The sequence below is a fragment of the Microcoleus sp. Pol7_B2 genome, assembly GCF_036701035.1.
In the GTDB taxonomy this organism is placed as follows: Bacteria; Cyanobacteriota; Cyanobacteriia; order Cyanobacteriales; family Microcoleaceae; genus Microcoleus.
In genome coordinates this window covers 20,672-43,228 of record NZ_JAUBQB010000052.1, presented here as the reverse complement: position 1 = coordinate 43,228, position 22,557 = coordinate 20,672, and the positions used below count along the sequence as shown (strand labels likewise).

The 22,557-nt window shown below is 45.8% G+C and carries 19 protein-coding genes and 2 pseudogenes; 12 read left to right on the top strand and 9 right to left on the bottom strand.

What is annotated here, in order from left to right:
* Positions 1-152 precede the first annotated feature (152 nt).
* Positions 153-2,447 carry a 1,4-alpha-glucan branching enzyme gene (glgB, locus tag QUA57_RS19015; protein ID WP_333063001.1) on the top strand — a complete coding sequence of 765 codons (2,295 nt, stop codon included), beginning with the start codon at positions 153-155 and terminating at the stop codon, positions 2,445-2,447.
* Positions 2,448-2,937: 490 nt separating this feature from the next.
* Here glgB and QUA57_RS19010 read toward each other — a convergent pair whose 3' ends face one another.
* The 3 genes from QUA57_RS19010 to QUA57_RS19000 form a co-directional block, all read right to left on the bottom strand.
* On the bottom strand, positions 2,938-3,855 hold the full coding sequence (locus QUA57_RS19010) for a glycosyltransferase family 2 protein (RefSeq protein ID WP_333040020.1): 918 nt from the start codon (positions 3,853-3,855) through the stop codon (positions 2,938-2,940).
* Between the two features lie 86 nt (positions 3,856-3,941).
* A complete protein-coding gene (gene hpsJ-B / locus QUA57_RS19005; RefSeq protein ID WP_333062999.1) occupies positions 3,942-4,772 on the bottom strand; it encodes a hormogonium polysaccharide biosynthesis protein HpsJ in 831 nt (276 codons plus the stop codon).
* A 172-nt stretch (positions 4,773-4,944) separates the two neighbouring features.
* Positions 4,945-5,085 carry a hypothetical protein gene (locus QUA57_RS19000; protein ID WP_333040024.1) on the bottom strand — a complete coding sequence of 47 codons (141 nt, stop codon included), beginning with the start codon at positions 5,083-5,085 and terminating at the stop codon, positions 4,945-4,947.
* Between the two features lie 472 nt (positions 5,086-5,557).
* Between QUA57_RS19000 and rfaE2 the strand changes: the two genes are divergently transcribed.
* The 7 genes from rfaE2 (at position 5,558) to QUA57_RS18965 (ending at position 13,026) form a co-directional block, all read left to right on the top strand.
* Positions 5,558-6,061 (top strand): D-glycero-beta-D-manno-heptose 1-phosphate adenylyltransferase, encoded by a 504-nt coding sequence (rfaE2, locus tag QUA57_RS18995; RefSeq protein ID WP_333062998.1) that lies wholly within the window; start codon positions 5,558-5,560, stop codon positions 6,059-6,061.
* A gap of 141 nt (positions 6,062-6,202) precedes the next feature.
* Positions 6,203-7,072: an STAS domain-containing protein gene (locus QUA57_RS18990; protein ID WP_333040028.1), complete on the top strand. Its 870-nt coding sequence runs from the start codon at positions 6,203-6,205 to the stop codon at positions 7,070-7,072.
* A gap of 58 nt (positions 7,073-7,130) precedes the next feature.
* Complete coding sequence (locus QUA57_RS18985; RefSeq protein WP_333040030.1) at positions 7,131-7,511, top strand: STAS domain-containing protein; 381 nt, start codon at positions 7,131-7,133, stop codon at positions 7,509-7,511.
* A 264-nt stretch (positions 7,512-7,775) separates the two neighbouring features.
* Positions 7,776-8,174 (top strand): anti-sigma regulatory factor, encoded by a 399-nt coding sequence (locus tag QUA57_RS18980; RefSeq protein WP_333040032.1) that lies wholly within the window; start codon positions 7,776-7,778, stop codon positions 8,172-8,174.
* 210 nt (positions 8,175-8,384) lie between these two features.
* Entirely contained in the window at positions 8,385-9,404 is a 1,020-nt protein-coding gene (locus QUA57_RS18975) for an ATP-binding SpoIIE family protein phosphatase (RefSeq protein ID WP_333062997.1), read from the top strand.
* Positions 9,401-10,984, top strand: a complete 1,584-nt coding sequence (locus tag QUA57_RS18970) for an ATP-binding protein (protein WP_333062996.1) — start codon at positions 9,401-9,403, stop codon at positions 10,982-10,984. Before QUA57_RS18975 ends, QUA57_RS18970 begins: the two co-directional genes overlap by 4 nt.
* Positions 10,985-11,553: 569 nt before the next feature.
* Positions 11,554-13,026 (top strand): MBOAT family protein, encoded by a 1,473-nt coding sequence (locus QUA57_RS18965; protein ID WP_333062994.1) that lies wholly within the window; start codon positions 11,554-11,556, stop codon positions 13,024-13,026.
* A gap of 335 nt (positions 13,027-13,361) precedes the next feature.
* On the opposite strand, the gene QUA57_RS18960 is transcribed toward QUA57_RS18965, so the two are convergent.
* Both QUA57_RS18960 and QUA57_RS18955 read right to left on the bottom strand, forming a co-directional pair.
* A complete protein-coding gene (locus tag QUA57_RS18960) occupies positions 13,362-14,186 on the bottom strand; it encodes a sulfurtransferase (RefSeq protein WP_333062993.1) in 825 nt (274 codons plus the stop codon).
* Between the two features lie 25 nt (positions 14,187-14,211).
* The gene (locus QUA57_RS18955; RefSeq protein ID WP_333062992.1) at positions 14,212-15,228 is read right to left on the bottom strand and encodes a hypothetical protein; all 1,017 of its coding nucleotides are present in this window, start codon (positions 15,226-15,228) and stop codon (positions 14,212-14,214) included.
* A 479-nt stretch (positions 15,229-15,707) separates the two neighbouring features.
* Here QUA57_RS18955 and glmU point away from each other — a divergent pair, with 479 nt between their 5' ends.
* The gene (gene glmU / locus QUA57_RS18950; RefSeq protein WP_333062990.1) at positions 15,708-17,096 is read left to right on the top strand and encodes a bifunctional UDP-N-acetylglucosamine diphosphorylase/glucosamine-1-phosphate N-acetyltransferase GlmU; all 1,389 of its coding nucleotides are present in this window, start codon (positions 15,708-15,710) and stop codon (positions 17,094-17,096) included.
* A 180-nt stretch (positions 17,097-17,276) separates the two neighbouring features.
* On the opposite strand, the gene QUA57_RS18945 is transcribed toward glmU, so the two are convergent.
* Positions 17,277-18,020, bottom strand: coding sequence for a hypothetical protein (locus QUA57_RS18945; RefSeq protein WP_333062989.1), 744 nt, complete (start codon positions 18,018-18,020; stop codon positions 17,277-17,279).
* A 307-nt stretch (positions 18,021-18,327) separates the two neighbouring features.
* Positions 18,328-18,723 (bottom strand): annotated as a pseudogene (locus QUA57_RS28735) (transposase family protein); the annotation flags it as partial.
* A 293-nt stretch (positions 18,724-19,016) separates the two neighbouring features.
* Here QUA57_RS28735 and QUA57_RS18940 point away from each other — a divergent pair.
* Positions 19,017-19,361: a transposase family protein gene (locus QUA57_RS18940; protein WP_333062987.1), complete on the top strand. Its 345-nt coding sequence runs from the start codon at positions 19,017-19,019 to the stop codon at positions 19,359-19,361.
* A gap of 392 nt (positions 19,362-19,753) precedes the next feature.
* Positions 19,754-19,918: pseudogene (locus QUA57_RS18935) on the top strand (transposase family protein); the annotation flags it as partial.
* A gap of 244 nt (positions 19,919-20,162) precedes the next feature.
* On the opposite strand, the gene QUA57_RS18930 reads toward QUA57_RS18935, so the two are convergent.
* Together QUA57_RS18930 and QUA57_RS18925 are read right to left on the bottom strand one after the other, a co-directional pair.
* Positions 20,163-20,303 carry a hypothetical protein gene (locus QUA57_RS18930; protein WP_333062984.1) on the bottom strand — a complete coding sequence of 47 codons (141 nt, stop codon included), beginning with the start codon at positions 20,301-20,303 and terminating at the stop codon, positions 20,163-20,165.
* 145 nt (positions 20,304-20,448) lie between these two features.
* The gene (locus tag QUA57_RS18925; protein WP_333251255.1) at positions 20,449-20,802 is read right to left on the bottom strand and encodes a helix-turn-helix transcriptional regulator; all 354 of its coding nucleotides are present in this window, start codon (positions 20,800-20,802) and stop codon (positions 20,449-20,451) included.
* Positions 20,803-20,912: 110 nt separating this feature from the next.
* Between QUA57_RS18925 and QUA57_RS18920 the strand changes: the two genes are divergently transcribed.
* Complete coding sequence (locus tag QUA57_RS18920; protein ID WP_333040051.1) at positions 20,913-22,553, top strand: thioredoxin-like domain-containing protein; 1,641 nt, start codon at positions 20,913-20,915, stop codon at positions 22,551-22,553.
* Positions 22,554-22,557: the final 4 nt, after the last annotated feature.

Here is a 22,557-nt window from a genome sequence, read left to right as displayed (position 1 = left end):
CTGTGTGTGCAAGGGAACGGCTGGATCTGCTGGAGGCAAAATTATGCTAATCAGTGGTAGGATCAGCGATCAAAAATGTATCGAAATGTAAAGTGCAGCGCCGCTCTAGGTTTTGAAAGCCATTTAGTTAAAAGATTGAGGTAAGTAGTTTTATGCCCGCGACCGTCCCCTTTGAACAGATTGACCGCATTGTTTGGAATCAGCACCACGATCCATTTGAAGTGCTAGGCCCTCACGCGATCGAAGAAAATGGCAAAAAAGTATGGGTCGTCCGAGCTTATCTGCCGAATGCGGATGCGGTATCCGTAGTTTTGCCGGAGGCCAGGGCCGAATACCCGATGAAATCAGAGCATCACCCTCACTTTTTTGAATGTACGATCGACACCCCAGAACTAGCAAACTATCAATTGCGGGTCAAAGAAGGGGAACACGAGCGCTTCATCTACGATCCGTACGCCTTTCGATCGCCCAAACTCACAGAATTCGACCAGCACCTATTCTCAGAAGGCAATCACCACCGCATTTATGAAAAACTCGGGGCGCACCTCACCGAGGTAGGGGGGATCACAGGAGTATATTTTGCCGTTTGGGCCCCGAATGCCCGAAATGTATCAGTTTTAGGAGATTTCAACTATTGGGACGGCCGCAAACATCAAATGCGGAAATCGCAAAACGGCATCTGGGAATTATTTATTCCGGGACTATCCGTGGGAACTTCCTACAAATACGAAGTGAAAAACCAAGACGGACATCCCTACGAAAAGTCCGATCCTTATGGTTTCCAGCAAGAAGTGCGGCCGAAAACAGCATCAATTGTCACGGACTTAGACACCTACACTTGGAACGACAGCGCTTGGATGGAAAAGCGGCGGCACACGGACCAACTGACGCAGCCGGTTTCGGTTTACGAATGCCACATCGGTTCTTGGCTGCACGCCGCTACTGACGAACCCGCCGTCCTACCAAATGGGGAAATAGAACCCCCCGTGCAGGTTTCGGAACTCAATCCCGGGGCGCGCTTTCTGACTTACCGGGAATTAGCCGATCGGCTGATACCCTACGTCAAAGATTTGGGATTCACTCACATCGAAATGCTGCCCATCGCGGAACATCCTTTCGACGGTTCTTGGGGCTATCAAGTCACCGGGTATTTCGCCCCAACTTCCCGCTACGGCAAACCTGAAGATTTTATGTATTTTGTTGACCAGTGCCACGCCAACGGGATTGGCGTACTCGTGGACTGGGTACCGGGACATTTCCCCAAAGACGGCCACGGCTTGGCTTTCTTTGATGGAACTCACTTGTACGAACACGCCGACTCCCGCAAGGGCGAACACAAAGAGTGGGGAACCCTAGTCTTTAACTACGGCCGCAACGAAGTGCGGAATTTCCTAGTATCAAACGCTCTGTTCTGGTTTGACAAGTACCACATCGACGGGATTCGCGTAGATGCCGTAGCCTCGATGCTTTATTTGGATTACTGCCGCGAACCTGGAGAATGGCTGACCAACCAGTACGGGGGTCGGGAAAATATCGAGGCGGCCGATTTTCTGCGACAGGCGAATCACGTCATTTTTAGCTATTTCCCAGGGGTGCTGTCGATCGCCGAAGAATCTACCTCTTGGCCGATGGTATCTTGGCCGACGTATGTGGGGGGTTTAGGCTTCAACCTGAAGTGGAACATGGGTTGGATGCACGATATGCTCGACTATTACCACATGGACCCGTGGTTCCGCCAGTTCCACCAAAACAACATAACTTTCAGTATGTGGTACAACCACAGCGAGAATTTCATGCTGGCTTTGTCCCACGATGAAGTAGTGCACGGCAAGGCTCACATCATCGGGAAAATGCCAGGGGACGAATGGCAAAAGTTTGCAAACGTGCGGTGTTTGTTTACTTTTATGTTTACTCATCCCGGAAAGAAAACGATCTTTATGGGCATGGAGTTCGGCCAGTGGCACGAGTGGAACGTTTGGGGAGATTTGCAGTGGCAGTTGCTGCAATTCGAGCCGCACCAAAAGTTGAAGCTGTTTTTTAAAGATTTGAACAATTTGTACCGCAGCGAAAGGGCACTTTACAGTCAAGATTTTGCTGAGGATGGGTTTGAGTGGATTGATTGCAGCGACAATCGACACAGTGTCGTGGCATTTGTGCGCCGAGAGAAGGATGGGGACGACTTTGTGGTGACGGTGTGCAATTTTACGCCCCAGCCGCACTCTCACTATCGCGTAGGAGTGCCGGAACCAGGTTTCTATACGGAGTTGTTTAACAGCGACGCGCGGGAATACGGCGGCAGCAATATGGGGAATTTGGGGGGCAAATGGACTGAGGAGTGGTGGTTCCACAACAGTGCTTATTCGATCGACTTGTGTTTGCCACCTTTGGGTGTGTTAATTTTAAAGCTCGATCGGGCAAAAACAACAGCAAAATCTCAAGAGTTTTAAATTGTGAGTCGTGAGAGTTTTGAGTTAAGAAGAATCAAAACTTGATTAAACCTAAAAATTTGAGGCTATTCCGAAACCCGGTTTCTCCCAGAAATCGGGTTTTTTTTGTTTTGTTGTTGTGATGAATATCTCGACGCGGTGACAAACCCATCAAAAGGCATACTGATGGCGGAGCGTTGCATAATAGGGGGACGATTTTGATTTTTTTTGTAGGTTTGCCCATGCTCGCGAAGGCGTGTATTTTCACAGCAGGCGGCACGCTTAACCCATATTCCCCACAAGAATCATCCTCCAATTGTGCCAAGCCGAATCAATGATAATTAGGCGTAATAAACTACCATTTTTTCTGATGTGTATCAGGGCTATGTTCTTGATTATATCTATGTTCTGAGGGGGTTGTCATCCAGGGAAGTGCGTAAATCATGTTCTTTTTTAAGTGGTATTAATTACCAATGCCAATTTTTGATGACCAATTTATAATGCCCAATTTTTAATTCCGAGTATCGGAAGCCCCAAGATTATAAGAAACTTTAGACGGTTCAACTGTTACTACTTCCGAAATAGATTGTTCGGCTGCTACCTCTAAAGTTGGCAGTGGTAGATGCTTCATTTCCCAAACTTTCAGCAAAATTAGATATTCATAAAAAGCTTGCAGCGTGCACCAAGCCAATCCCGCTTGGCCGTCAAGAAATCCGCCCAGTAAAATATACATATAGAAAAAGCGCACCACAGGCCGCAAAGGCAAGCGCAAAGAAAAATCTTTCAAAGCGCGGCGCCTTTCCACCTCCGACGCGCCAAACAATAAATCCCACCAATTTACTTGACCCGCTTCTAATTGACGGAGAGTTTCAGCCGCCTCGTCAGTCGAGTAGCGGTTGTGCTTTTCAATCCAGCGGGAAAGACCTTTGCTGCAAGTATAGTGAGGGTAAGTTTCCTTCAAAAAGTGAGTAGGCCCGTTGCAGACTTCCCGTTCCGTGTGACCGTAGTCAGTAAACCACACTCGGTCTTTGCGAAAGAGACGCATTTGATAGCGGGGATATTGAGTGCTGCGGCGAATCCAGCGCTCCATAAATATTACTTTTTCAGCTACGTAATAGCCGATATATTCTTGACTTTCGATCGCCTTTAAGCATTCAGCAAACAGTGCAGGCGTCATCCGCTCGTCAGCTTCGAGGATGTAAACCCATTCGTACTTGCACGGGACTTCTTGGAGCATCCAAGTCCGCTGGCGTCCGTGAGTTTCAAAGCGGTGCTGCACTGTTTGCACGGCATAGTTCTGAACAATCTCAAGGGTGCGATCGGTGCTGAAAGAATCAACTACAATGATATCGTCACAAAGCAGCGCCGATTCAATGCAAGCGGCGATATCAATCTCTTCGTTGTAAGTCAGAATATAAATTGAGAACATTCCCAGCTTTCAGTAAGGGCAAACTATTGGGTAAACAAACTATTTCTCAGGGATGTCTCGACCAGCGCTATCCCTGCCAGCGCTGGTCAATTTTTGCGGCGGCCGAACCGCAGAATTCCCATGCTTCTCAATCCCGTCCAACCAACAGTAATGTAGCCGATCGCTAAAAGCAAACTGGTGATTCCCGTCTGCAAACTCGAATTTCTCGATCGAGTTCTTAACTCTTTCTCTTTTTGTTGCTTGCGGGTGCGAATCTCATTACGAGCTTGAGTGGGAAGTGATTGAGCTTGCTGTTCCAGGAACTTGTCGAGGGCTTTCGGGTCATTTTTCGACTCCTGAAGCACAGCTTTCAATTCCTTGGGAACCTCTGGACTCTTGAGTGCTTGTTGCAGCTTCCCGTCGTCTTCCAGCAGCGCCCCTATCTGGCTGCGACGCTGGCTTTTGAGCTGTTCTACCTGAGCTTTAAATTGAGGGCTTTTAAGTTGTGCCTCAAGTTGACCTTCCGCTTGTCCCGCTTCTTGATCGACTTGAGCCAGAGCATCCTTGAGTTCCAAACGAGTATTGTTGAGGTGAACGGGAACCAGAGATAGGTAAACTAGACCTAACAAGCTGGAAATCAACAGCGCCCAGAATCGCAAGTCCAGCCAAACGTTGCGTCGCTCAATAGAGACTCCACTGCTGCTGTCAACCCAAAAACCAGTCATCAGGAGGGCGATACCGATCAAAGGAATAATGCCCTTGTCAACTATCTGAGTTGCAGCAGTCAACTGCCAGCCTCGATTGAGAAGGTCTGAAGTTTCTCCCGGCAGCGACAGAACAAAGCAGTCAAGCAAAGCAGAGAGAATCAAGATAATCCCAACTACTTTTAGAGTTCGAGCAGCTACTGAAGAAAATTGACGGCTATTACTTGCTTTCATAATTCGTGTTAGATAATTCTACACCGTTAGATTCAATGGGGTAGTTGAGTGGATTTTGTTCAAGGAGTTAAGCTATTTTCCACCAAAATAGCTGCTTCGGGTACCGACCTCGACTTTCCTCTGGGTTTTCACAAGCTGCGGTTGCGACCCAAAAGGTCGAGTTTCTGCACAGCTATATAGAGTTGGACACAGGAGGCTGCGCGCTTCTGGGATGGCTGTAAGGCTTGGTCAAGATAGCGCCCAGAAACTGCTGCAAGCAACTGCTGGCTTCTTCTATAGTCTGGCGAATCCAGCGTAAAGATGAGCTCTGCACGCTTAGGTTCCAGCTTTTAACTAGCTTTCGCTCGCGCGGCGGTGTCAGAAATAATAGACACAGGAGGAGCGCGTTTCGCTGGGTTTCACCCCCTAGGGTTCTCACTACCCGATCGCCTGCCCGAGGCGGTGGAACTAAATCCCTTGTCTTATAGTAATTGATATAAGAGAGGGCGGGAATAAATAATTGTTTACCAACCTTTTTAACCTCCAGTTACCAACAGCAGGATACGGCAGTCACCGATAGACGAGTACCTGTTTGTGACGGAGGAATTATGTTTTGCATATCTGCTTCGCCCTCGGTAGTTTTTCCTTATCCATTCTGGGTTAAAAGTTACCATTTAGTCATTAATATTTAGTCATAAATAAATATTAATGAGTAGGATATTGAATGATTGATTTTTTAATAGCGAAAGTGCAAATATCACATTTTTTGGTAGGATAATTTTGATCGCTGTTTAAATTGGGTGGTAATGACTGCAATGATTTCTGATGTTTACACTTTGAGAGAACTTGAAAGATCGATCGCATCCGATCCGGACAAGTGGCGTCCGATCGTGTTTACTAACGGCTGCTTCGATATCCTGCACTGCGGTCACGTCCGCTATTTGCAGGCGGCAAAAAAATTGGGGCGATCGCTCGTGGTGGGATTGAATAGCGACGCCAGCGTGCAAGCTATCAAACCGCAGCAGCCGGGATTGCCACCCCGCCCGATCGTACCGGAAAATCAGCGAGCCGAAGTGTTAGGCGCTCTCAAACCAGTAGACGCCGTAGTAATTTTTTCCGAGATTACAGCAACTAAACTGATAAATATCCTGAAGCCTGATATATACGTTAAAGGAGGCGACTATCAAGTCGAAACTCTGCCGGAAGCACCGGCCGTTATCGCCGGAGGTGGCAAGATTTCCTTGATCGAAATAGAAGTTCCGAGTTCTACCAGTGCGATCGTCAAACGCATTTTACAATTAGGTACTTAACCCTTGATCGCAAACAGCAAACAGTGAGTTAAACTCAGAAGTTGCCCCATCAAAAAACACGCTTGGTACGCGCGGCGAAGCTATCCCGTAGGGAATCGCTCGTACAACTTCATCCCAATTGCTAAGCAGGAGATAATTTTAATGGAACTCACAAGCAATAACACGATCGCGGAAATCCTACAAAGACACAAAGCAGAGTTACTAGCAGACTGGCTCAAAGAACTGCAAAATACCGGGCTGCGGCGGGACGACTTGATGAGAGCCAAAGAATTGCGCTCCGAGTGTCAAGAGTTCCTGCAATTGCTCCATATTGCAGTCGGGAACGGTAACTTTAGCGACATCCAGACACCCGAATGGGAAAATATGCGGGTGCTGCTAGCAGAAGTTTCGCGATCGCGCGTTCAGAGAGGCTTTACTCCCTCAGAGATAGCGAGTTTCATTTTATGCTTCAAAAAACCATTGTTCGATCGGCTTTGTCACGAACTGACAGAAAACCGCGACGCACTTGTCGAACAACTTTGGCTTTCCACCAGTTTATTAGACCAGCTTGGCCTTTGGGTGACAGAAATTTTTCTCAAAGCTCGCGAAGAAGTCATTGAACGCCAGCAGCAAGAAATGCTCGAATTGTCAACACCCGTAGTCAAACTTTGGCAAGGCATTCTCGCTTTACCCATGATCGGGACTCTCGACAGTGCCCGCACTCAAATAGTCATGGAAACTCTGTTGCAGGAAATCATGGAAACAGGCTCAGAATTTGCAATTTTAGACATTACAGGTGTGCCGACTGTTGACACTTTAGTTGCTCAACATTTATTAAAAACTGTCGCCGCCGCCCGTTTAATGGGTACTGAGTGCATCATCAGCGGCATTCGCCCGCAAATAGCTCAAACCATAGTTCATTTGGGAGTTGACTTGCAGGATATTCTCACAAAAGCTACTTTAGCGGATGCTTTTAAAGTTGCGTTACAGCGCCAAGGTTTAACCATAAAAAATCTTAAAGAGGAAAGATAAAGATATTACATATTTGACCGAAAAAAACTCAAGTAAAAATTAACGAGTAGGTGAATTGGTGGAACGAATACCGATACTTCAAATGGGAGAATTTCTGCTAGTAACAATTCAAGTAGATATGCACGATCGCTTAGCAATGACCCTGCAAGATGACCTGACGAACCGCATAGTCAAAACAGGCGTTAAAGGTGTGTTAATTGAAATTTCTTCCCTAGAAATAGTAGATTCCTTTATCGGTCGCATTATCAACAATATCGCTAGTATGTCGCGAATTTTAGATGCGGAAACAGTTGTGGTCGGGATGCAGCCAGCGGTTGCTATTACCCTCGTTGAATTGGGGCTTTCCCTGACAGGCGTTCGCACAGCTTTAAGCGTTGAAAAAGGCATGATTTTGTTAAGAAAATCCTTGGGTTTCTCTCCTGACGAGCAAGAAGCGTAAGCAGTCGATTAATTGTCCCCTGAATGAGGCACAGGCAGTCAAGCAACCTAGTTTGTTTGTAGATACCTTGTTGACAAACTAAAGATTTCTGAGGACAGGGCTTACGCACTCAAGGGGGTTAAATCAAGGGTTTGAGATGGCTTCACTATGTTCTCTATTGAGAGAAAATCGTAGTAAGTGCGTAAGTCCTATTAGGAGAAACTAAGTTGACGAGCGTAAGTCCTATATTTTGTGGAGAAGTTCTATTTTGGTACAGTAGCCGCCATGTCAAAACGTGAGACACTAGAAATCCGATCGTCATCCGATATAGTCCACGTCCGGCAGCAAGTGCGAGCTTGGGCTGTAGCAATGGGATTCGGTTTATTAGACCAAACGAAAATCGTTACCGCAGCCAGCGAACTCGCCCGCAATACTGTAGACTACGGCAAAGGGGGAACTGTAACTCTCGAAACGCTGCAATTAGGAACCCGCAAAGGGCTGAGGCTGATATTTGAAGACAAGGGCCCGGGAATTCCAGACATCGAATTAGCACTGACCGACGGTTATACTTCTAATCACGGTTTGGGTTTGGGGCTGAGTGGTTCCAAGCGGTTGATGCACGAATTTGAGATTGTTTCCAAAGTGGGTAAGGGGACTAAAATTGCGATCGTCCGCTGGCGCTGAAGAAGTAATACGATTTGAGAGTTGAGATTTTAGATTAAAGCATTGGGAATGAATGAAGACGATCGGGGTTTGGAGCTTGCGTATAGTTGTATTATTTTTTAAATTGGTATAAAGAGTAACAAGCAAAGCCAAGAAGTGATTCTTGGAATCCCACACCATACCCGGAGAGGGTTGGCGTATTGAGGATTTCATTATGAGAACTGATAAAAAATGATAGATGCCGTAGCCTTGCCCGTAACAGAAGAAACTCAAGTCGGAGAAGCGCGGCGAATCGCAGTCGCCCTGGCGGCCGAAGTCGAATTTAATGATACCGATCGCGGTAAAGTGGCAATTGTTACCACCGAAGCAGCAAAAAACGTGGTCAAGCACGCCCGCGAAGGAGAAATTTTGCTGCGAACATTCAAAACAGCGGCAGGATATAGCATTGAAATAGTAGCGCTAGACCGGGGGCAGGGCATGGCAAATGTCGCGCTGTGTCTGCGGGACGGTTTTTCTACAGCGGGAAGCCCTGGAACTGGATTGGGGGCAATTAAACGCCTCTCTACTTTTTTTGATATTCATTCTGTACCAAAACTCGGGACAGCCTTATTAGCGCGGCTGGAACCGACCCAAAATAGCCGGGAAGCCTTCCAAAACAGCAATTACTTGGAATTTGGGGTCATCCACTTGCCCAAAGTAGGAGAGCAAATTTGCGGGGATTCCTGGGCTGCGGAAAATCACCTTGACAAAAACCTGATTTTAGTTGCTGACGGGCTCGGCTACGGGGATTTGGCGGAGGAAGCGTCTCGCGAAGCAGTGCGGGTATTTCAAGAAAACGCCAAACTCGGGCCGAAAGCAATTTTAGAGAAGGCGCACGCTGCTTTAAAAAATACCAGAGGAGCGGCTGCGGCGATCGCCCAAATAGATCCTACCCAACAAACAATTTGTTTTGCCGGAATTGGCAACATCAGCGGTGTAGTTGTCACAGATAACCAAAACCGCAGCATGGTTTCCTACAACGGCACAGTTGGACATATGATGCGAAAAGTAGCAGAATTTGTCTATCCTTGGTCGCAGCAGTCCCTACTCATCATGCACTCCGACGGTTTGGCGGCGCAGTGGAATTTAAACCGCTACCCGGGTTTAGCCTCCAGACATCCTGCTTTAATCGCAGCCGTGCTCTACCGGGACTTCAAACGCACTCGCGATGACATGACAGTTATAGTAGCTAAGATGAGAGAAGCAGCGTGAGTTACCCAATCCTGACGACGGAAGTCCGCTTTGAACAAGACATCGTACAAGTACGCCAAAGAGCTCGCCAAATTGCTAAAGGGCTGGGATTCGATTCCCAAGTACAAACCCGCATCGCCACAGCAGTTTCCGAAATTGCCCGCAATGCTTTCAAATATGCAGGCGGTGGCAAAGTAGAATTTATTGTGGAAGGGGAATCGCCCCAAATTTTTCGGACTCGGATTTCAGACACGGGGCCGGGAATTGCTGATTTACCGGCTGTGTTAAGCCCCAATTTTCGATCGCAAACCGGCGCGGGACTTGGTTTAGCAGCAGCGAAACGGTTGATGGACGAAGTGAAAATCGACTCGGCGCCCGATCGCGGAACGGCTGTACAATTAGTTAAGCAGTTTTCCAAAAATATGCCTGCGCTGAGTGCGATCGAACTAAATCAATTAGTTGACAAACTAGCGCGCCAAATTCCCGAAGATCCCTATGCCGAAATTCAGCAGCAAAATCAAGAATTACTACGCACTTTAGACGAACTCCGCCAGCGTCAAGAAGAGCTCGTACAATTAAATCAACAACTAGAAGATACCAATCGCGGAGTCCTGGCACTTTACGCTGAATTGAACGACAAAGCCGAATCTCTCCGGCGCGCCAGCGAACTCAAAACCAGCTTTCTCTCCAATATGAGCCACGAGTTTCGCACTCCGCTAACGGCAATTATGAGCCTTTCCGAAATATTGTTAAATCGCCTCGACGGAGAACTTTCAGACGAACAGGACAAGCAAGTAAATTACATTTACAAATCCGCTGAGTCTCTCGCAGAACTTGTCAACGACTCGTTAGATTTAGCCAAAGTCGAAGCCGGAAAACTAACTGTTCGCTTGGCTGATTTTGAAGTCGAAGATTTGTTCAGCGCCCTGCGAGGAATGATGCGCCCCCTGCTTCCCCAAAACTCTGCCGTTTCTCTAATTTTTGAAGAACCTCTCGAACTTCCAATCCTCACAACCGATGAGGGAAAAGTTTCTCAGATTTTGCGAAATCTGATTTCTAATGCCCTCAAATTTACTGAAGCAGGTGAAGTTCGAGTTGCTGCGGAAATAGGAGAGGAGGGAACAGTTACTTTTTCAGTGGCAGATACGGGCATTGGCATTTCTCCACGCGACCAAAGGCGGATTTTTGAAGAATTTGTCCAAATAGAAAATCCCTTGCAGAATGGCGTCAGAGGCACCGGATTGGGATTGTCTCTATGCAAAAAACTGGCGGAATTTCTAGGGGGAAGCATTGAAATCACAAGTTCACCCGGAGTTGGTTCGACTTTTTTTGTCACACTGCCAATTCTGTATCCTGGAGAGGAAGAAAACCCTTTGGAAATGTCGGCTGCTAAGGGAGATGAAATATCGCTGGCAAACGCAAATTCTCGTAGCTTGCGGGGTTCCGGGCGCTTGCCAGCGGCAGATTCAGCAGCAAAAGTTTTGATTGGGGATGATGAAGATAGTTTTTCGGTATTTGCTGAAAAACTTGCTGGCAGAAATTCATTGTACTGCGATATAAACACCCACGGTGCTGCAAATTTGCGATCGGCGGCTCTTTGAGCAACCGCCAGAAATTTTTATCGACATTATGATACTGAATCTGACCGAATTTGAGGTTTGAGAAGGGTTGAAATGCGATCGAACTACTTGTCAAATACCTGCTATCGTGATGAATTCAAAACATTTTGGATTACATCACTTTTTTGCTGTGCGGGATGCTAGACCTGCACGGTGCAAAATATTATTCCGATGCGAAGGGAAACGATATCAGGAATTGTAGCTTTTGAGAACTGAAGTCGGATGCTGCGAACGTAATTATATTTTTTCACCAAAATTTATATTGTTCATAAGAGAGGTAATTTATAGCAGGCAAGATTTATTTAATTTGCAACAGAATTTAACCTTTGTGCTGTAAAATGTAGCAGTTCTCAGTTGCCGACTATATAGTAGGGACTTACCGAGGGCCTGTTTTCGTGTCGGCGATCGGCTAAAATCCATGATAAATCTCGTTCTTAGCAAAGTTTCGATTAGTAAAAATAATGCAACAGTAGGCTCGTAATCCCAACCATACAAAATAAGCCCTTCCCAATTCTAAAATCTAAAATCTAAAATCTAAAATCTAAAATGGTATGACTTTCATCTCCCTTCAATATGCGCTGTTTCTGTTAGTTTTGTTCGCGGCTTACTGGTTGGTTCCGCTGCGGTGGTGGCGGCTGTTCATCATGTTGGCGGGTAGTTTAATTTTTTACGCTTCGCTGCAAATTTGGTACATTCCTCTGCTGTTAGTTGGTGCTTTGTTTAATTACTGCTTGGCAATGGCGATTGGGGAACCTCTGGATTGGCGGATTGCTAATGAATCTTGGAACCGCCGCCGTTTGTTGCTGCTGTGGATAGGCATCTGCCTGAATGTGTTGCTGCTTCTGGGCTTTAAGTATGTGCCTTTTTTATTGAGTTCGATCGGCACTTTGTTAAATTGGCCTTTAGCTATCGACGGGGCTGACTGGGTGAAAAGTCACGTCATCGCACCTTTGGGATTGAGTTTCTTTTGCTTTGAGTGCATTGCTTATTTGATTGACGTGTACCGAGGCGCGCCTGCTGCTACTTCGCTGCTGCACTTTGCGGCTTACAAGTTGTTTTTTCCCAAGCTGATTTCCGGCCCGATTACTCGGTATCACAACTTGATCTATCAACTGAAAACCCAGCAATTTCCGACGCCCGATCGCATTTCTGAGGGACTTTGGACGATCGCCTTTGGTGCAGTAAAAAAAGGTCTTTTCGCAGATAACTTGGGAATTTATGTCGATTTAAGCTTTACCAACTTGCAGCGGGCGGGTAGCGAGGATTTGTGGCTGGCTATTTTTGCTTACGGGCTGCAACTTTATCTCGATTTTAGTGGCTATGTTGACATGGCGCGCGGTACTGCTTTGCTGCTGGGTTGGTATTTGCCACCAAATTTTGATTTTCCTTATTTTAGTGCCAGCATAGCTGATTTTTGGCGGCGCTGGCACATGACTTTAGGCGATTGGCTACGCAATTATTTGTATTTTCCTTTGGGCGGTTCGCGAGTCGGTTTGTGGCGCACTTGTCTGAATTTGTCGATTGTCATGTTAATTGCGGGAATTTGGCACGGGGCAGCTTGGGGATTTATTGTGTGGGGGGGTTTACACGGTTTAGCTTTGGCGGTTCACAGGCTGACTGATGTGCTGTTTAAGCGGTTGCGGATCGAGTTTTTGTGGGAAAATCCGATCGGTATTGCGATCGGTTGGCTGTTGACTCAGGCGATGGTTTTTGGTAGTTGGATATTTTTCCGTCTTCCAGATTTAAAGGATTCTGGATGGGCGATTTCGCATTTGTGGGGACACACTGCTGACGTGCAGTTTGCTGAGAAAGTTTATGGCGAAGCTTTGGGTTTGGAAAGAGTGCATTTAACTTGGATGTTGGCGGCTTTGGCTGCGGCGATGCTGGGGAATTATGCGTTGAGTCGGGGTTTGAAATTGGAGTTAAATTGGCCGCTGAAATTGGTGTTAGTGCCGCTTTGTTTGTATGCGGTTTGGGTGTTGGCTCCCGAAGGGGGTTTGCCTTATATTTATTTTGATTTTTAGGGTATTATTTAATTCGCCGTAAGGTGCAGCGCACCCTACAACTACATTGATGTGCGCCCAAGTGATTCCCAGCTACCTATTAGTGTCAACTTAAGTTTTTAGTTCGCCAGTGCTCCCATTGACGCAACGGTCCGCCAGGGAATGAATTCCCTGTCTCATAGCTAAAGTCCTCTCAAAGAGGACTGAAGAACTTATTAGTCCTCAAAGCGAGGAATTTCGCTTTGAGGCTCTTGCTTCAACCGCTGCCGGACTGAGGGTTTAACGTTAAGTTGACATCAATACCCGCTACCCTACAACTCACACTCAACAGTCAACAATCATCTCGCTGCTGGGATCTACAACTGATAAGAACACCAGTCACTCCAGCTACCCACATAAAGTTTAGCATCGGGAATTCCGGCGATTTCTAAAGACAGTAAATTAACGCAAGCCGTCACCCCGGAACCGCAATAAACAATAATTTCTTCGGCTTTTTCTAATTCCGTCCACCGCTGTTTTTGTTCGGATGCAGATCGCACTTTTCCAGTTTCATCTGTCACCCCTTGCCAAGGATAGTTAACCGCACCCGGAATGTGACCTGCAATGGGGTCGATCGGCTCCCGCAAACCTTCATATCTCTCGCTTTCTCGCGAATCAACCAAAACCTTTCCCGGCAAGTCTTTACGCTCTTTCACAGCCTCGATATCTACCGCCAAATCCTGCTGCACTTGAGCAATAAATTTACCCTCGCGGGGGTCTGGCAAAGTATTTGTTACCGGATAGCCCGCAGCTTTCCAGCCGCTGAAACCGCCGTCTAACAAAGCGACTTTGCTGTGTCCCATATATCGCAGCAGCCACCACAAACGAGCGGCAAAAGCCAGCCGCGAATCGTCATAGGCGACGACTAAAGTTTCTGGTGAATTAATGCCGATCGCGCTCAATTTATCAGCTAATTCTTCAATATTTGGCAGCGGATGTCTACCCCCGTGTTTACTAACTGAACTGGCGAGGTCGCGGTTTAAATCTAAATAGAAAGCTCCGGGAATGTGACTTTCTTGATATTGTTTTTGTCCCAATTCAGGATCGGCAAGGGAAAAACGACAGTCAATAATTACAAGTTGGGGATTGTCGGTATTAGTGGCTAACCATTCAGGAGAAACGATTAAAGTGTTGTCAGTCATAATTCTTCAAATCTCTATTTTAACATTATCTAGAAGGAGATTTTTTCTCTGGTTCTGCTTTTGTGTCGGAAGGAGCTTTCTTAGAAGTTGCTTTCTCTGAAGCTCTATTTTCAGAATTGGCTTTTTTAGGAGTTGCTTTCTCCGAAGTTTCTTTTGGCGAATTGGATTTTTTAGGAGTTGCTTTTTCCGCAGGTGATTTTTCGGCTGGTGCGGGAGTTGGAGTTGGCAGAGGGGGAGTTACTGCTGCTTCTTGAGCGTAAAGCAGATATTTCTGATACTCGATTACTTTTGCTTGAGCTAGTTGATGGTTGGGGCTAGAAACTGGTACTCTTCTCATTAATGAGACCGCTTCTTGCCAGCGATCGGTAACTGTCGTCCAATCTTCCTTGGTTTTTGCCGCTCGCCCCAACTCTGCTGCTGTGAGTGCGCTGTTAACGGCTTCTCGAAAAGTATCTGGTGCAGTATCGGGTGCAGTTGATAAATTTACTGTTTCATCGGGATTATTGCCTGCAGTTGCTGTCGGCTGGTTCAAAATTTTACCCACAAACGCCACCACCGCGATCGCCAACATACCCGTTACTAACCCGACTACAATGAAAGTCGATCGCAGCCGATTCTCAAATGCCGCAAGTTCCGGCGGTTTCTCTTTCTCAATATTGCTCTGGCTTTCTGTGCGATCGTCCATATTAGCAAAAGCAGTATTTGGCACAGATTCTCCTGCAAAGCTCTGTTGTTCAAAATTGCTGTTCTCCAAACTAAACTCTTGACTCCAAGCAGCAGCAATCTGACCGCTTTCTCGGCCCTCAACCTTCACTTTGCGAATCGAATCCGGCTGCAAATTCGTCAGCTCGGTGCGGACAAAATCAACTAATGTATTTTCTATGGGTACCTCCTTGGCCTCAAGAATTACATCCAAACAGTCGCCGTCGAGATTCGCGGAGGCTGTGATGCCTTCAGATTGCAACTGGCTGTTTAGCCAAGATGCGATCGCAGTGGCGAGATTTCCCTGCTTGGCAAGTTCCTGAAAATTAAGCTCTGTCATAGCTGGACACCTGATAATGCAGAAGGTAGAAGGTAGAAGGAATGAAAAAGTCTGAAATAGTTTTTTTAAAGTTGAAAACACCCTAACTGAAATTCAACAAATAGTATAATGTATCGTGGCAAATCCAAGCTCAAAGACGCAAATTATCAGTCTCGCTCCCCCTCCGAGTCCTTGGGAAAAGACTCGCAGTCCTGACTCCCAAACGAACTCAGGTTTGTAGTGAGGAATGCAAGCCGTCTTGCTCAGCCGCCAAATACTGCTGCTGCAACCAGCTTTTTGATACCGGGCGCGCCAGTCCAGATATTGCAAGCATCGCCCCTACAACCAGCATCCGGCTAGAAAAATCCTCGATCCTGGGGATGCCATATGAGAATTTTTAGATTAAAAATTTGTGCGATCGCAGTGCCATCGACGGACAGCGAGTGATATCATCAGTTTGTCAATATTCAAGTTTTTATAGCAAATAACTCGATCGCACAATGGTAGCAATAGCAATTTTAGCGGCTGGACGCGGCACGCGCATGAAATCTGACCTGCCCAAAGTTCTACACGAATTGGGCGGTCGATCGCTAGTTGAGCGAGTCCTGCAAAGTTGTCAAGAAATTCAAATTACCAGGCGACTTGTCATCGTCGGTTATCGGGGCGAACTCGTTAAAGAATCCCTGATTCGAGGTCAAGAAATATCAGGGAAAAATCTTCAATCTCCTCCCCTAGAATTTGTCGAACAAACCGAACAATTGGGAACAGGTCACGCCATCCAACAATTGCTGCCTCACTTAGAGGGATTTCAAGGAGACTTGCTGGTCTTAAATGGGGATGTACCTTTGCTGAGGGCAGAAACTATCAAACAATTGATAGCAATTCACAAACAGCACCAAAACTCTGCTACTTTATTGACAGCTAATTTGCCGAATCCCCAAGGCTACGGTCGAGTATTTACCGACAGTCAAAACTTAGTCCAGCAAATTGTCGAAGACCGCGACTGCACACAAGCTCAAAAGCAAAATCACCGCATTAATGCAGGTGTTTACTGCTTTCATTGGCCGGATTTAGAGAAAATTTTGCCAGAATTGAAGGCAGATAATGACCAAAAAGAATATTACCTAACTGATACGGTAAATTTCCTCAGTCCGGTGATGGCGGTGGATGTAGAAGATTATCAAGAAATATTGGGAATTAACGATCGCAAACATTTAGCCACAGCTTGCGATATTTTGCAAACGCGGATAAAGGACAAGTGGATGACGGCGGGAGTGACGCTGCTCGATCCCAACAGCATCACCATTGACGATACAGTAGAGTTGCAGCCGGATGTGGTAATTGAACCGCAAACTCACTTGCGGGGAAAGACTTCGATCGCCTCTGGGAGTCGCATCGGCCCCGGCAGTTTGATCGAAAACAGTCAGATTGGGGAAAATGTGACTGTGCTTTATTCGGTGGTTTCTGACAGTATGGTTGCTGAAAATTCGCGAATTGGCCCTTACGCCCACTTGCGTGGACACGCAGAAATTGGGGCGAACTGCCGCGTCGGCAATTTTGTAGAATTGAAAAATACTCAAATAGACGATCGAACTAATGTCGCTCACTTGTCTTATTTAGGCGACGCGACTTTGGGAGAAAAAGTCAACATCGGTGCTGGGACAATTACGGCGAATTATGACGGAAAAAACAAGCACAAAACTAAAATAGGCGATCGGAGTAAAACAGGTTCTAACAGCGTGCTGGTTGCACCGATAACTTTGGGGGAAGATGTTACTGTAGCGGCGGGTTCTGTGGTGACAGAAGATGTGCCCAATGATTGTTTAGTCATGGCCCGTTCCCGGCAAGTTGTCAAACCAGGTTGGAAGTTGAAAGAACCTAAAAAGTGAACGATTGTTCACTTTTTAGATGATAAGTTTCCACCCGCAAGTTTCGCACTCGATACCAAAGAAACCGGGTTTTTATAACGGAAGCGATCGCGCTCTAGGGGAGGTTTTGGTAAAAAACCCGGTTTCTGCGTAAGTCGGCAAGCTTGAGCAATCGGGTTGATCGCGATCGGCTATTTTGTCTTATTTTTGCGCGTGCAGATAGTTGTTAATCGCTTTGGCAATTTTTTCTTGCTGGTAGAGGTTCATAGTGTTGGGCAGGGATATGCGAGATCCTCCACAAACTAACAGTCTGACTTCGTACCAAGTGTCATTCTGCCGATCTTTGGTTTGATCGACTTCCACGCCATAAATCTCGCACAGAGAGTATTCAATTACTTTACGCGCCAACAAACCCTGCTGTTTAACAGTCAAGGTTTTTAAATTTCCATCGAAGCTGTAGGTTTCATTATTTCTCAAGACGATCACTGCGGCTGCTGCGAGCAAAAATATGCCTCCTGTCCATCCCAACCAGCGATCTTCTTGGCTTAAGCGCAGCAATCGATCTTTGGCATTTTTAACATAAAAATTGATGTCAGAAGCAACAGCGTCTTGGCTTCCCCAATTAGTGGAGTTAGCAGTGAAAGGAACATAGCCAACAGAAGTCAAAAGTACCACTCTGGTTTTATAGCCGCATCTTTGAACTTTAGCTCCCTGCAAAGAAGCAAGCTCAATTTCTTTGATGTTCGACCCCAGTAAATTCGATCGCACCAACTGACAATTTCCTTGTTTGGCCTGCAATCGCTGGCAGCTCAGGGTTGCTTTATGATAATCAAAAGCCAGCCCGAACAGTCCAAAGGCTATGAATAAACAACTAGGCAACCAAAAATCAAATATGCTTTGAGTCTGAATTATTAATTCACTTGCTGTTTGCTTGATTATTTTCATTTATCTCACCTTGTGATTCCAAAAATGAGGCTACAGATCGACTTCCTGACCCGGATGAGCAGAATTGTTAACTTATATATTATTTGAAGTCGTCCTCTACCATGACCCCTTTTATTGTGCTAATAGATTAGCACTAAAAGCTCTCGCAGACAACCAAGGTCGCGAGTTTACCTGCAGCTGAGTTTAAGATACTTTTCCGTGATTTAAAGTCAATATTCCGGACAGTTGTTCATAGCTGAATGGGTTATTCTCGCTTGACTTAGAGCCACTGTGGATGATTAAATCAATAGACATCTTGCAAAAGTCATTATGAAAGGTTAAGTTCATAGTTATAGATGCCTGCAATCAGGTTGAAGCATAAACCAAATCTACGTCGGCGATTTCGGTAACGTTCCGACAGAATCCGAACAATTTTCAGTTTCCGATTGACGTGTTCAATGACAATACGTTGGGTTGCCAGAGTACGGTTTTCTTGCCGTCGAACCTTAGATAAATTAGAGCTTTTGGGCTTTTTAGTAGGGATCTGACTATTGGCAAGAAGTTTCCCAATTCCTTGATAACCCTTGTCACGCCAAAGCTTAATTGTAGTGGCTAGCCTGACTTTACTGAAGAATGAATAGTCACAAGGAATGCCTTCTGCCTTTACCACGAAGCTCTGCAAATAATTGCTCCCGTCTTTTGATTGACCACTAATTGTGACTTCAAGGTGTGATACTTTTTTGTGCCCGAAAACACTTGTCGTTTTTTTTTTGACGCTCGACTGGACTTTCGGTCACATCGACCACAACCAGTCCTAAAACTGAGTCAGGTTGTGGCAGTGCTTTCTTTCCGGGTAAGCTAAACCGACCTGAACGAATCAATGTCTTCTCTACGTGCCTCACTTGCCGGAACGCAGTGGATTCATTGATGTTCCAGCTTTGAGCAATAGACATCTCCCAAAAAGAAATGGTTGACCGATCGCTCTTAAATTATAAGGGAATTTTATACCCCAAAAAGATGAGCAAACTCCGAGAATACCTGGAAAATCATCCATCCGACACTCAAAGAATGTTGGGGATAGAGTCCGACCAACTAATAGAACTAATTACCAAGGCAAAAAACCTGTACGACCGCCACAAAAAACAGCAAGAAAATCAGAAAAGTCGGCTCATCAAACCTGGCAGCGGTCGTTCTCCTAAACTAACGAGATCAGACCAAATTCTTTTGACATTAGTGTACCTGCATAACTTACCTACTTTTCAAATACTTGGGGTAGAATTTGGCATGGGTGAATCAACCGCTAATTATATTTTTCACCACTGGGTAAAGATTTTAAGAGAGTTATTACCCGCTTCATTGTGAGAACAAGTAAAAAAAAATGATTCCGCTCGGGCATGGGTGCGGGAAATTTTGAAAGAAGTTGAGTTGCGGGGTAGATAGCTACGAGCAGCCCATACAAAGACCTACGGACAATGAAGCTCAGCAATAAAATTCCTCTGGCAAGCAAAAGAGACATACTAAAAAGAACCAGGTAATAGTCATGCCATCCGGTAAAGAGATGGTTGACGTAGTAGTAGGAGAAACCGGAGAAACAGCCGACATAAACATTTGGAGAAAGCAGCGAGCGTCATGAGAAACCTCACAAAACTTTCAAGGGGATAAAGCTTATGTAGGAGAACCATTAATTAATACTACTCATAAAAAACATCGTCAGGTATCTCTGACTCCTGCTTGCATAGAGAGCGAATAAGTCAAAGGCTAAAAAAAGAATCTTTGTCGAGCATCTAATTAGATTACTAAAGATATGGAGAGTAGCATCAGAAAGATTTCGCTTAAGAGCAAAAAATTACGCGAGAGTAATTTTGGTGGTATGTGGATTAGTAAGATGGCGAATAGGTGCGATCGTTATGTGTCAATAAAAGTGCCCACAAGCTGAAAAAAAAACAGTAAAATTTAGGTCATCAAATTGGGTAGTTTTTATCGCTTGACCGTTGAAACCCTTATGGAAGCGTTGGTTTCTGGCCGACTGTCCCTGCGGGAACCGTCCGCCAGAAACCAAGCGGGGAAAGGGATTGGAATTATGGGAGATGTCTAATGTGAAAGTAGGTACGGTACTCTCGTCAATATTGTAATGCCAGTAGTACCTGATCTTCTAAGCTCAGTTTAGGTGGACGACCGGGTTTCTGTTTCTTGCGTTTCTGTTGTTCGCTTTACTGACACCATTTCTGCAAAAGTTGTAGACCCAACGCCACATAATTTCTTGAAGGCTTCTGGCTTTAAGCTTTGCAGTTGTTCGTAAGTCATCAGTTTTTCCTCTCAATCACCTCACTATTGCCCTTATTGGAGACTTTTGCAAGAGGTCTAAGGAAAAATAGCTTCGCAAGTATAATCCTCTATCGAGCCTATAACTAGATATGCAATGGTAGCAATAAGGGCTTGCCTCAATCTTTCAATCTCGTTTTCCGTCAGCACTCAAGAGTTCCTCTACAACTCGTAAAAATTCACCCATTGTTATGTCCAGAGCATTTGTAATGTGACTAAGAACTCTAACAGATGGACTTTTCAGCCCTCGCTCAAGCTGGCTGATATAGGTTCTGTGCAGACCTGTGACTTCTGCCAGATATTCTTGGGACCAACGTTTCTCTATGCGACGACGTTGTATTTCTAATCCTAAAGTTTGGTCTAGTTTGCTAGGCTGCATAGAGAGAAATAGTAAGGTTTTGAATACAAAAGTGCTACAGACTAAAGTATTCAAGGCGGCTATATGAACACTGAACTCACTCCCCTGTGGTGGCAATGGCATCCTGGCTGTGTCCAAAAGCCCAGGTTTAACCAGCTTTTTCCCCATGCCGGGAAACTTCCCGCTAAATTAAAGAAGTAAAAAAATCATTCACATCCTACCCAGGAGATGCCATGCCTCGCGTCAGAGCACCAGAATTCCCCGGAAACTACCCCTGGTTAAACACCGAGAAACCTTTATCCATTGAATCCTTAAAAGGGCGCGTCGTCCTCCTCGACTTCTGGACGTACTGCTGCATCAACTGCTTGCACGTCCTCCCAGACTTAAAATACCTCGAACAAAAATATAAAGATTCCCTCACGGTTATCGGCGTTCACTCGGCTAAATTTGAAAACGAAAAAGAAGTAGAAAACATCCGCCAAGCTATCCTCCGCTACGATATCGAACATCCCGTAATCGTTGACAGCGGCATGAAAGTTTGGCAAAGCTACGCGGTTCGCGCTTGGCCGACTTTAATGGTGATCGATCCTGAAAGTTATGTCGTCGGCTTTGTTTCGGGTGAAGGCAATAGAGAAGCACTTGACGAGTTAGTTGGCAAGTTAATTGCTGAATACAAAGATAAAAATGCACTTAACTTTAAACAACTCAGTTTTCGCTTAGAAAAACAGCGCAAACCTGTATCAACACCGCTGGCTTTTCCCGGTAAAGTGCTGGCATTTGCGATCGCTGCAACGGAGGCAAAACAGCTTCACCCACAGGTCGCGCTTTTGGGCGAAATGAGTCAGGAAAATGAATCTGTAGATGAAACTGTATTGCCCGGGCCTGCTAATTCAGTCATACAAAACTTAGTCGGTTCTTGCTTATTTATTGCTGATTCAGGACATAATAGGATTGTTGTCAGCACCCTCGAAGGTGAGGTGCTGCACGTCATCGGTAGTGGCAAACCGGGTTTAACTGATGGGGACTTTGAAGAGGCTGAGTTTTTTGCACCTCAAGGTATGGCTTTTGATGCAGAAAGTCAAATTCTATATGTTGCTGATACGGAAAATCATGCTCTCAGAAAGATTGATTTTACGACTCAACGGGTGGAAACTGTTGCTGGTACCGGCGAACAAAGTCACGAAATTTCACCCCGCAGCGGCAAGGGTTTAGAAACGCAATTGAATTCGCCTTGGGATTTAGAAAGAGTTGGAAATAGACTTTTTATTGCAATGGCGGGTTCCCACCAAATTTGGGAAATGCAGTTAGACACTGGCACGATCGGCACTTATGCGGGTATTGGCCGAGAATCCTGTGTGGACGGGAATCTTGCAGAATCTGCTTTTTCTCAGCCCAGCGGGCTCGCTACGGATCGATCGGAGTTGTTTGTTGCCGACAGCGAAATTAGTTCGATTCGTGCTGTGGGTATAGATGAAGACCCGAAGGTTCGCACTGTTTGCGGTAGCGGTGAATTGTTTGGTTTTGGGGATAAAGATGGTCGCGGCGATCAGGTAAGATTGCAGCACTGTTTGGGTGTTGAATACGCTCAAAATTACCTCTGGGTGGCTGATACTTACAATCACAAAATTAAACGGATCGACCACCGGGGCGGTACGTGCAGAACAATGATTGGAGATGGTAAAGCAGGTTTGGTTGATGCTAAAGGTCTCAAGGCTCAATTTTTTGAACCTTCAGGGTTGAGTGCGATCGGGCCTCATTTGTTTGTTGCTGATACGAACAATCATGTAATTCGGCGAGTTGAGTTGGATACGCTGGAAGTCACAACTTTGGATTTCCCCAGTTTGTGCGCTCCGGATGTTTGTCTTCCTGATTAAGCCG

What these genes read in the sequence shown, in the direction of transcription:
- glgB (WP_333063001.1), top strand. Translation starts at nt 153, where the DNA reads ATGCCCGCGACCGTCCCCTTTGAACAGATTGACCGCATTGTTTGGAAT.
- QUA57_RS19010 (WP_333040020.1), bottom strand. Translation starts at nt 3,855, where the DNA reads ATGTTCTCAATTTATATTCTGACTTACAACGAAGAGATTGATATCGCC.
- hpsJ-B (WP_333062999.1), bottom strand. Translation starts at nt 4,772, where the DNA reads ATGAAAGCAAGTAATAGCCGTCAATTTTCTTCAGTAGCTGCTCGAACT.
- rfaE2 (WP_333062998.1), top strand. Translation starts at nt 5,558, where the DNA reads ATGACTGCAATGATTTCTGATGTTTACACTTTGAGAGAACTTGAAAGA.
- QUA57_RS18990 (WP_333040028.1), top strand. Translation starts at nt 6,203, where the DNA reads ATGGAACTCACAAGCAATAACACGATCGCGGAAATCCTACAAAGACAC.
- QUA57_RS18980 (WP_333040032.1), top strand. Translation starts at nt 7,776, where the DNA reads ATGTCAAAACGTGAGACACTAGAAATCCGATCGTCATCCGATATAGTC.
- QUA57_RS18975 (WP_333062997.1), top strand. Translation starts at nt 8,385, where the DNA reads ATGATAGATGCCGTAGCCTTGCCCGTAACAGAAGAAACTCAAGTCGGA.
- QUA57_RS18965 (WP_333062994.1), top strand. Translation starts at nt 11,554, where the DNA reads ATGACTTTCATCTCCCTTCAATATGCGCTGTTTCTGTTAGTTTTGTTC.
- QUA57_RS18960 (WP_333062993.1), bottom strand. Translation starts at nt 14,186, where the DNA reads ATGACTGACAACACTTTAATCGTTTCTCCTGAATGGTTAGCCACTAAT.
- QUA57_RS18955 (WP_333062992.1), bottom strand. Translation starts at nt 15,228, where the DNA reads ATGACAGAGCTTAATTTTCAGGAACTTGCCAAGCAGGGAAATCTCGCC.
- glmU (WP_333062990.1), top strand. Translation starts at nt 15,708, where the DNA reads ATGGTAGCAATAGCAATTTTAGCGGCTGGACGCGGCACGCGCATGAAA.
- QUA57_RS18945 (WP_333062989.1), bottom strand. Translation starts at nt 18,020, where the DNA reads ATGAAAATAATCAAGCAAACAGCAAGTGAATTAATAATTCAGACTCAA.
- QUA57_RS18940 (WP_333062987.1), top strand. Translation starts at nt 19,017, where the DNA reads ATGAGCAAACTCCGAGAATACCTGGAAAATCATCCATCCGACACTCAA.
- QUA57_RS18930 (WP_333062984.1), bottom strand. Translation starts at nt 20,303, where the DNA reads ATGACTTACGAACAACTGCAAAGCTTAAAGCCAGAAGCCTTCAAGAAA.
- QUA57_RS18925 (WP_333251255.1), bottom strand. Translation starts at nt 20,802, where the DNA reads ATGCCATTGCCACCACAGGGGAGTGAGTTCAGTGTTCATATAGCCGCC.
- QUA57_RS18920 (WP_333040051.1), top strand. Translation starts at nt 20,913, where the DNA reads ATGCCTCGCGTCAGAGCACCAGAATTCCCCGGAAACTACCCCTGGTTA.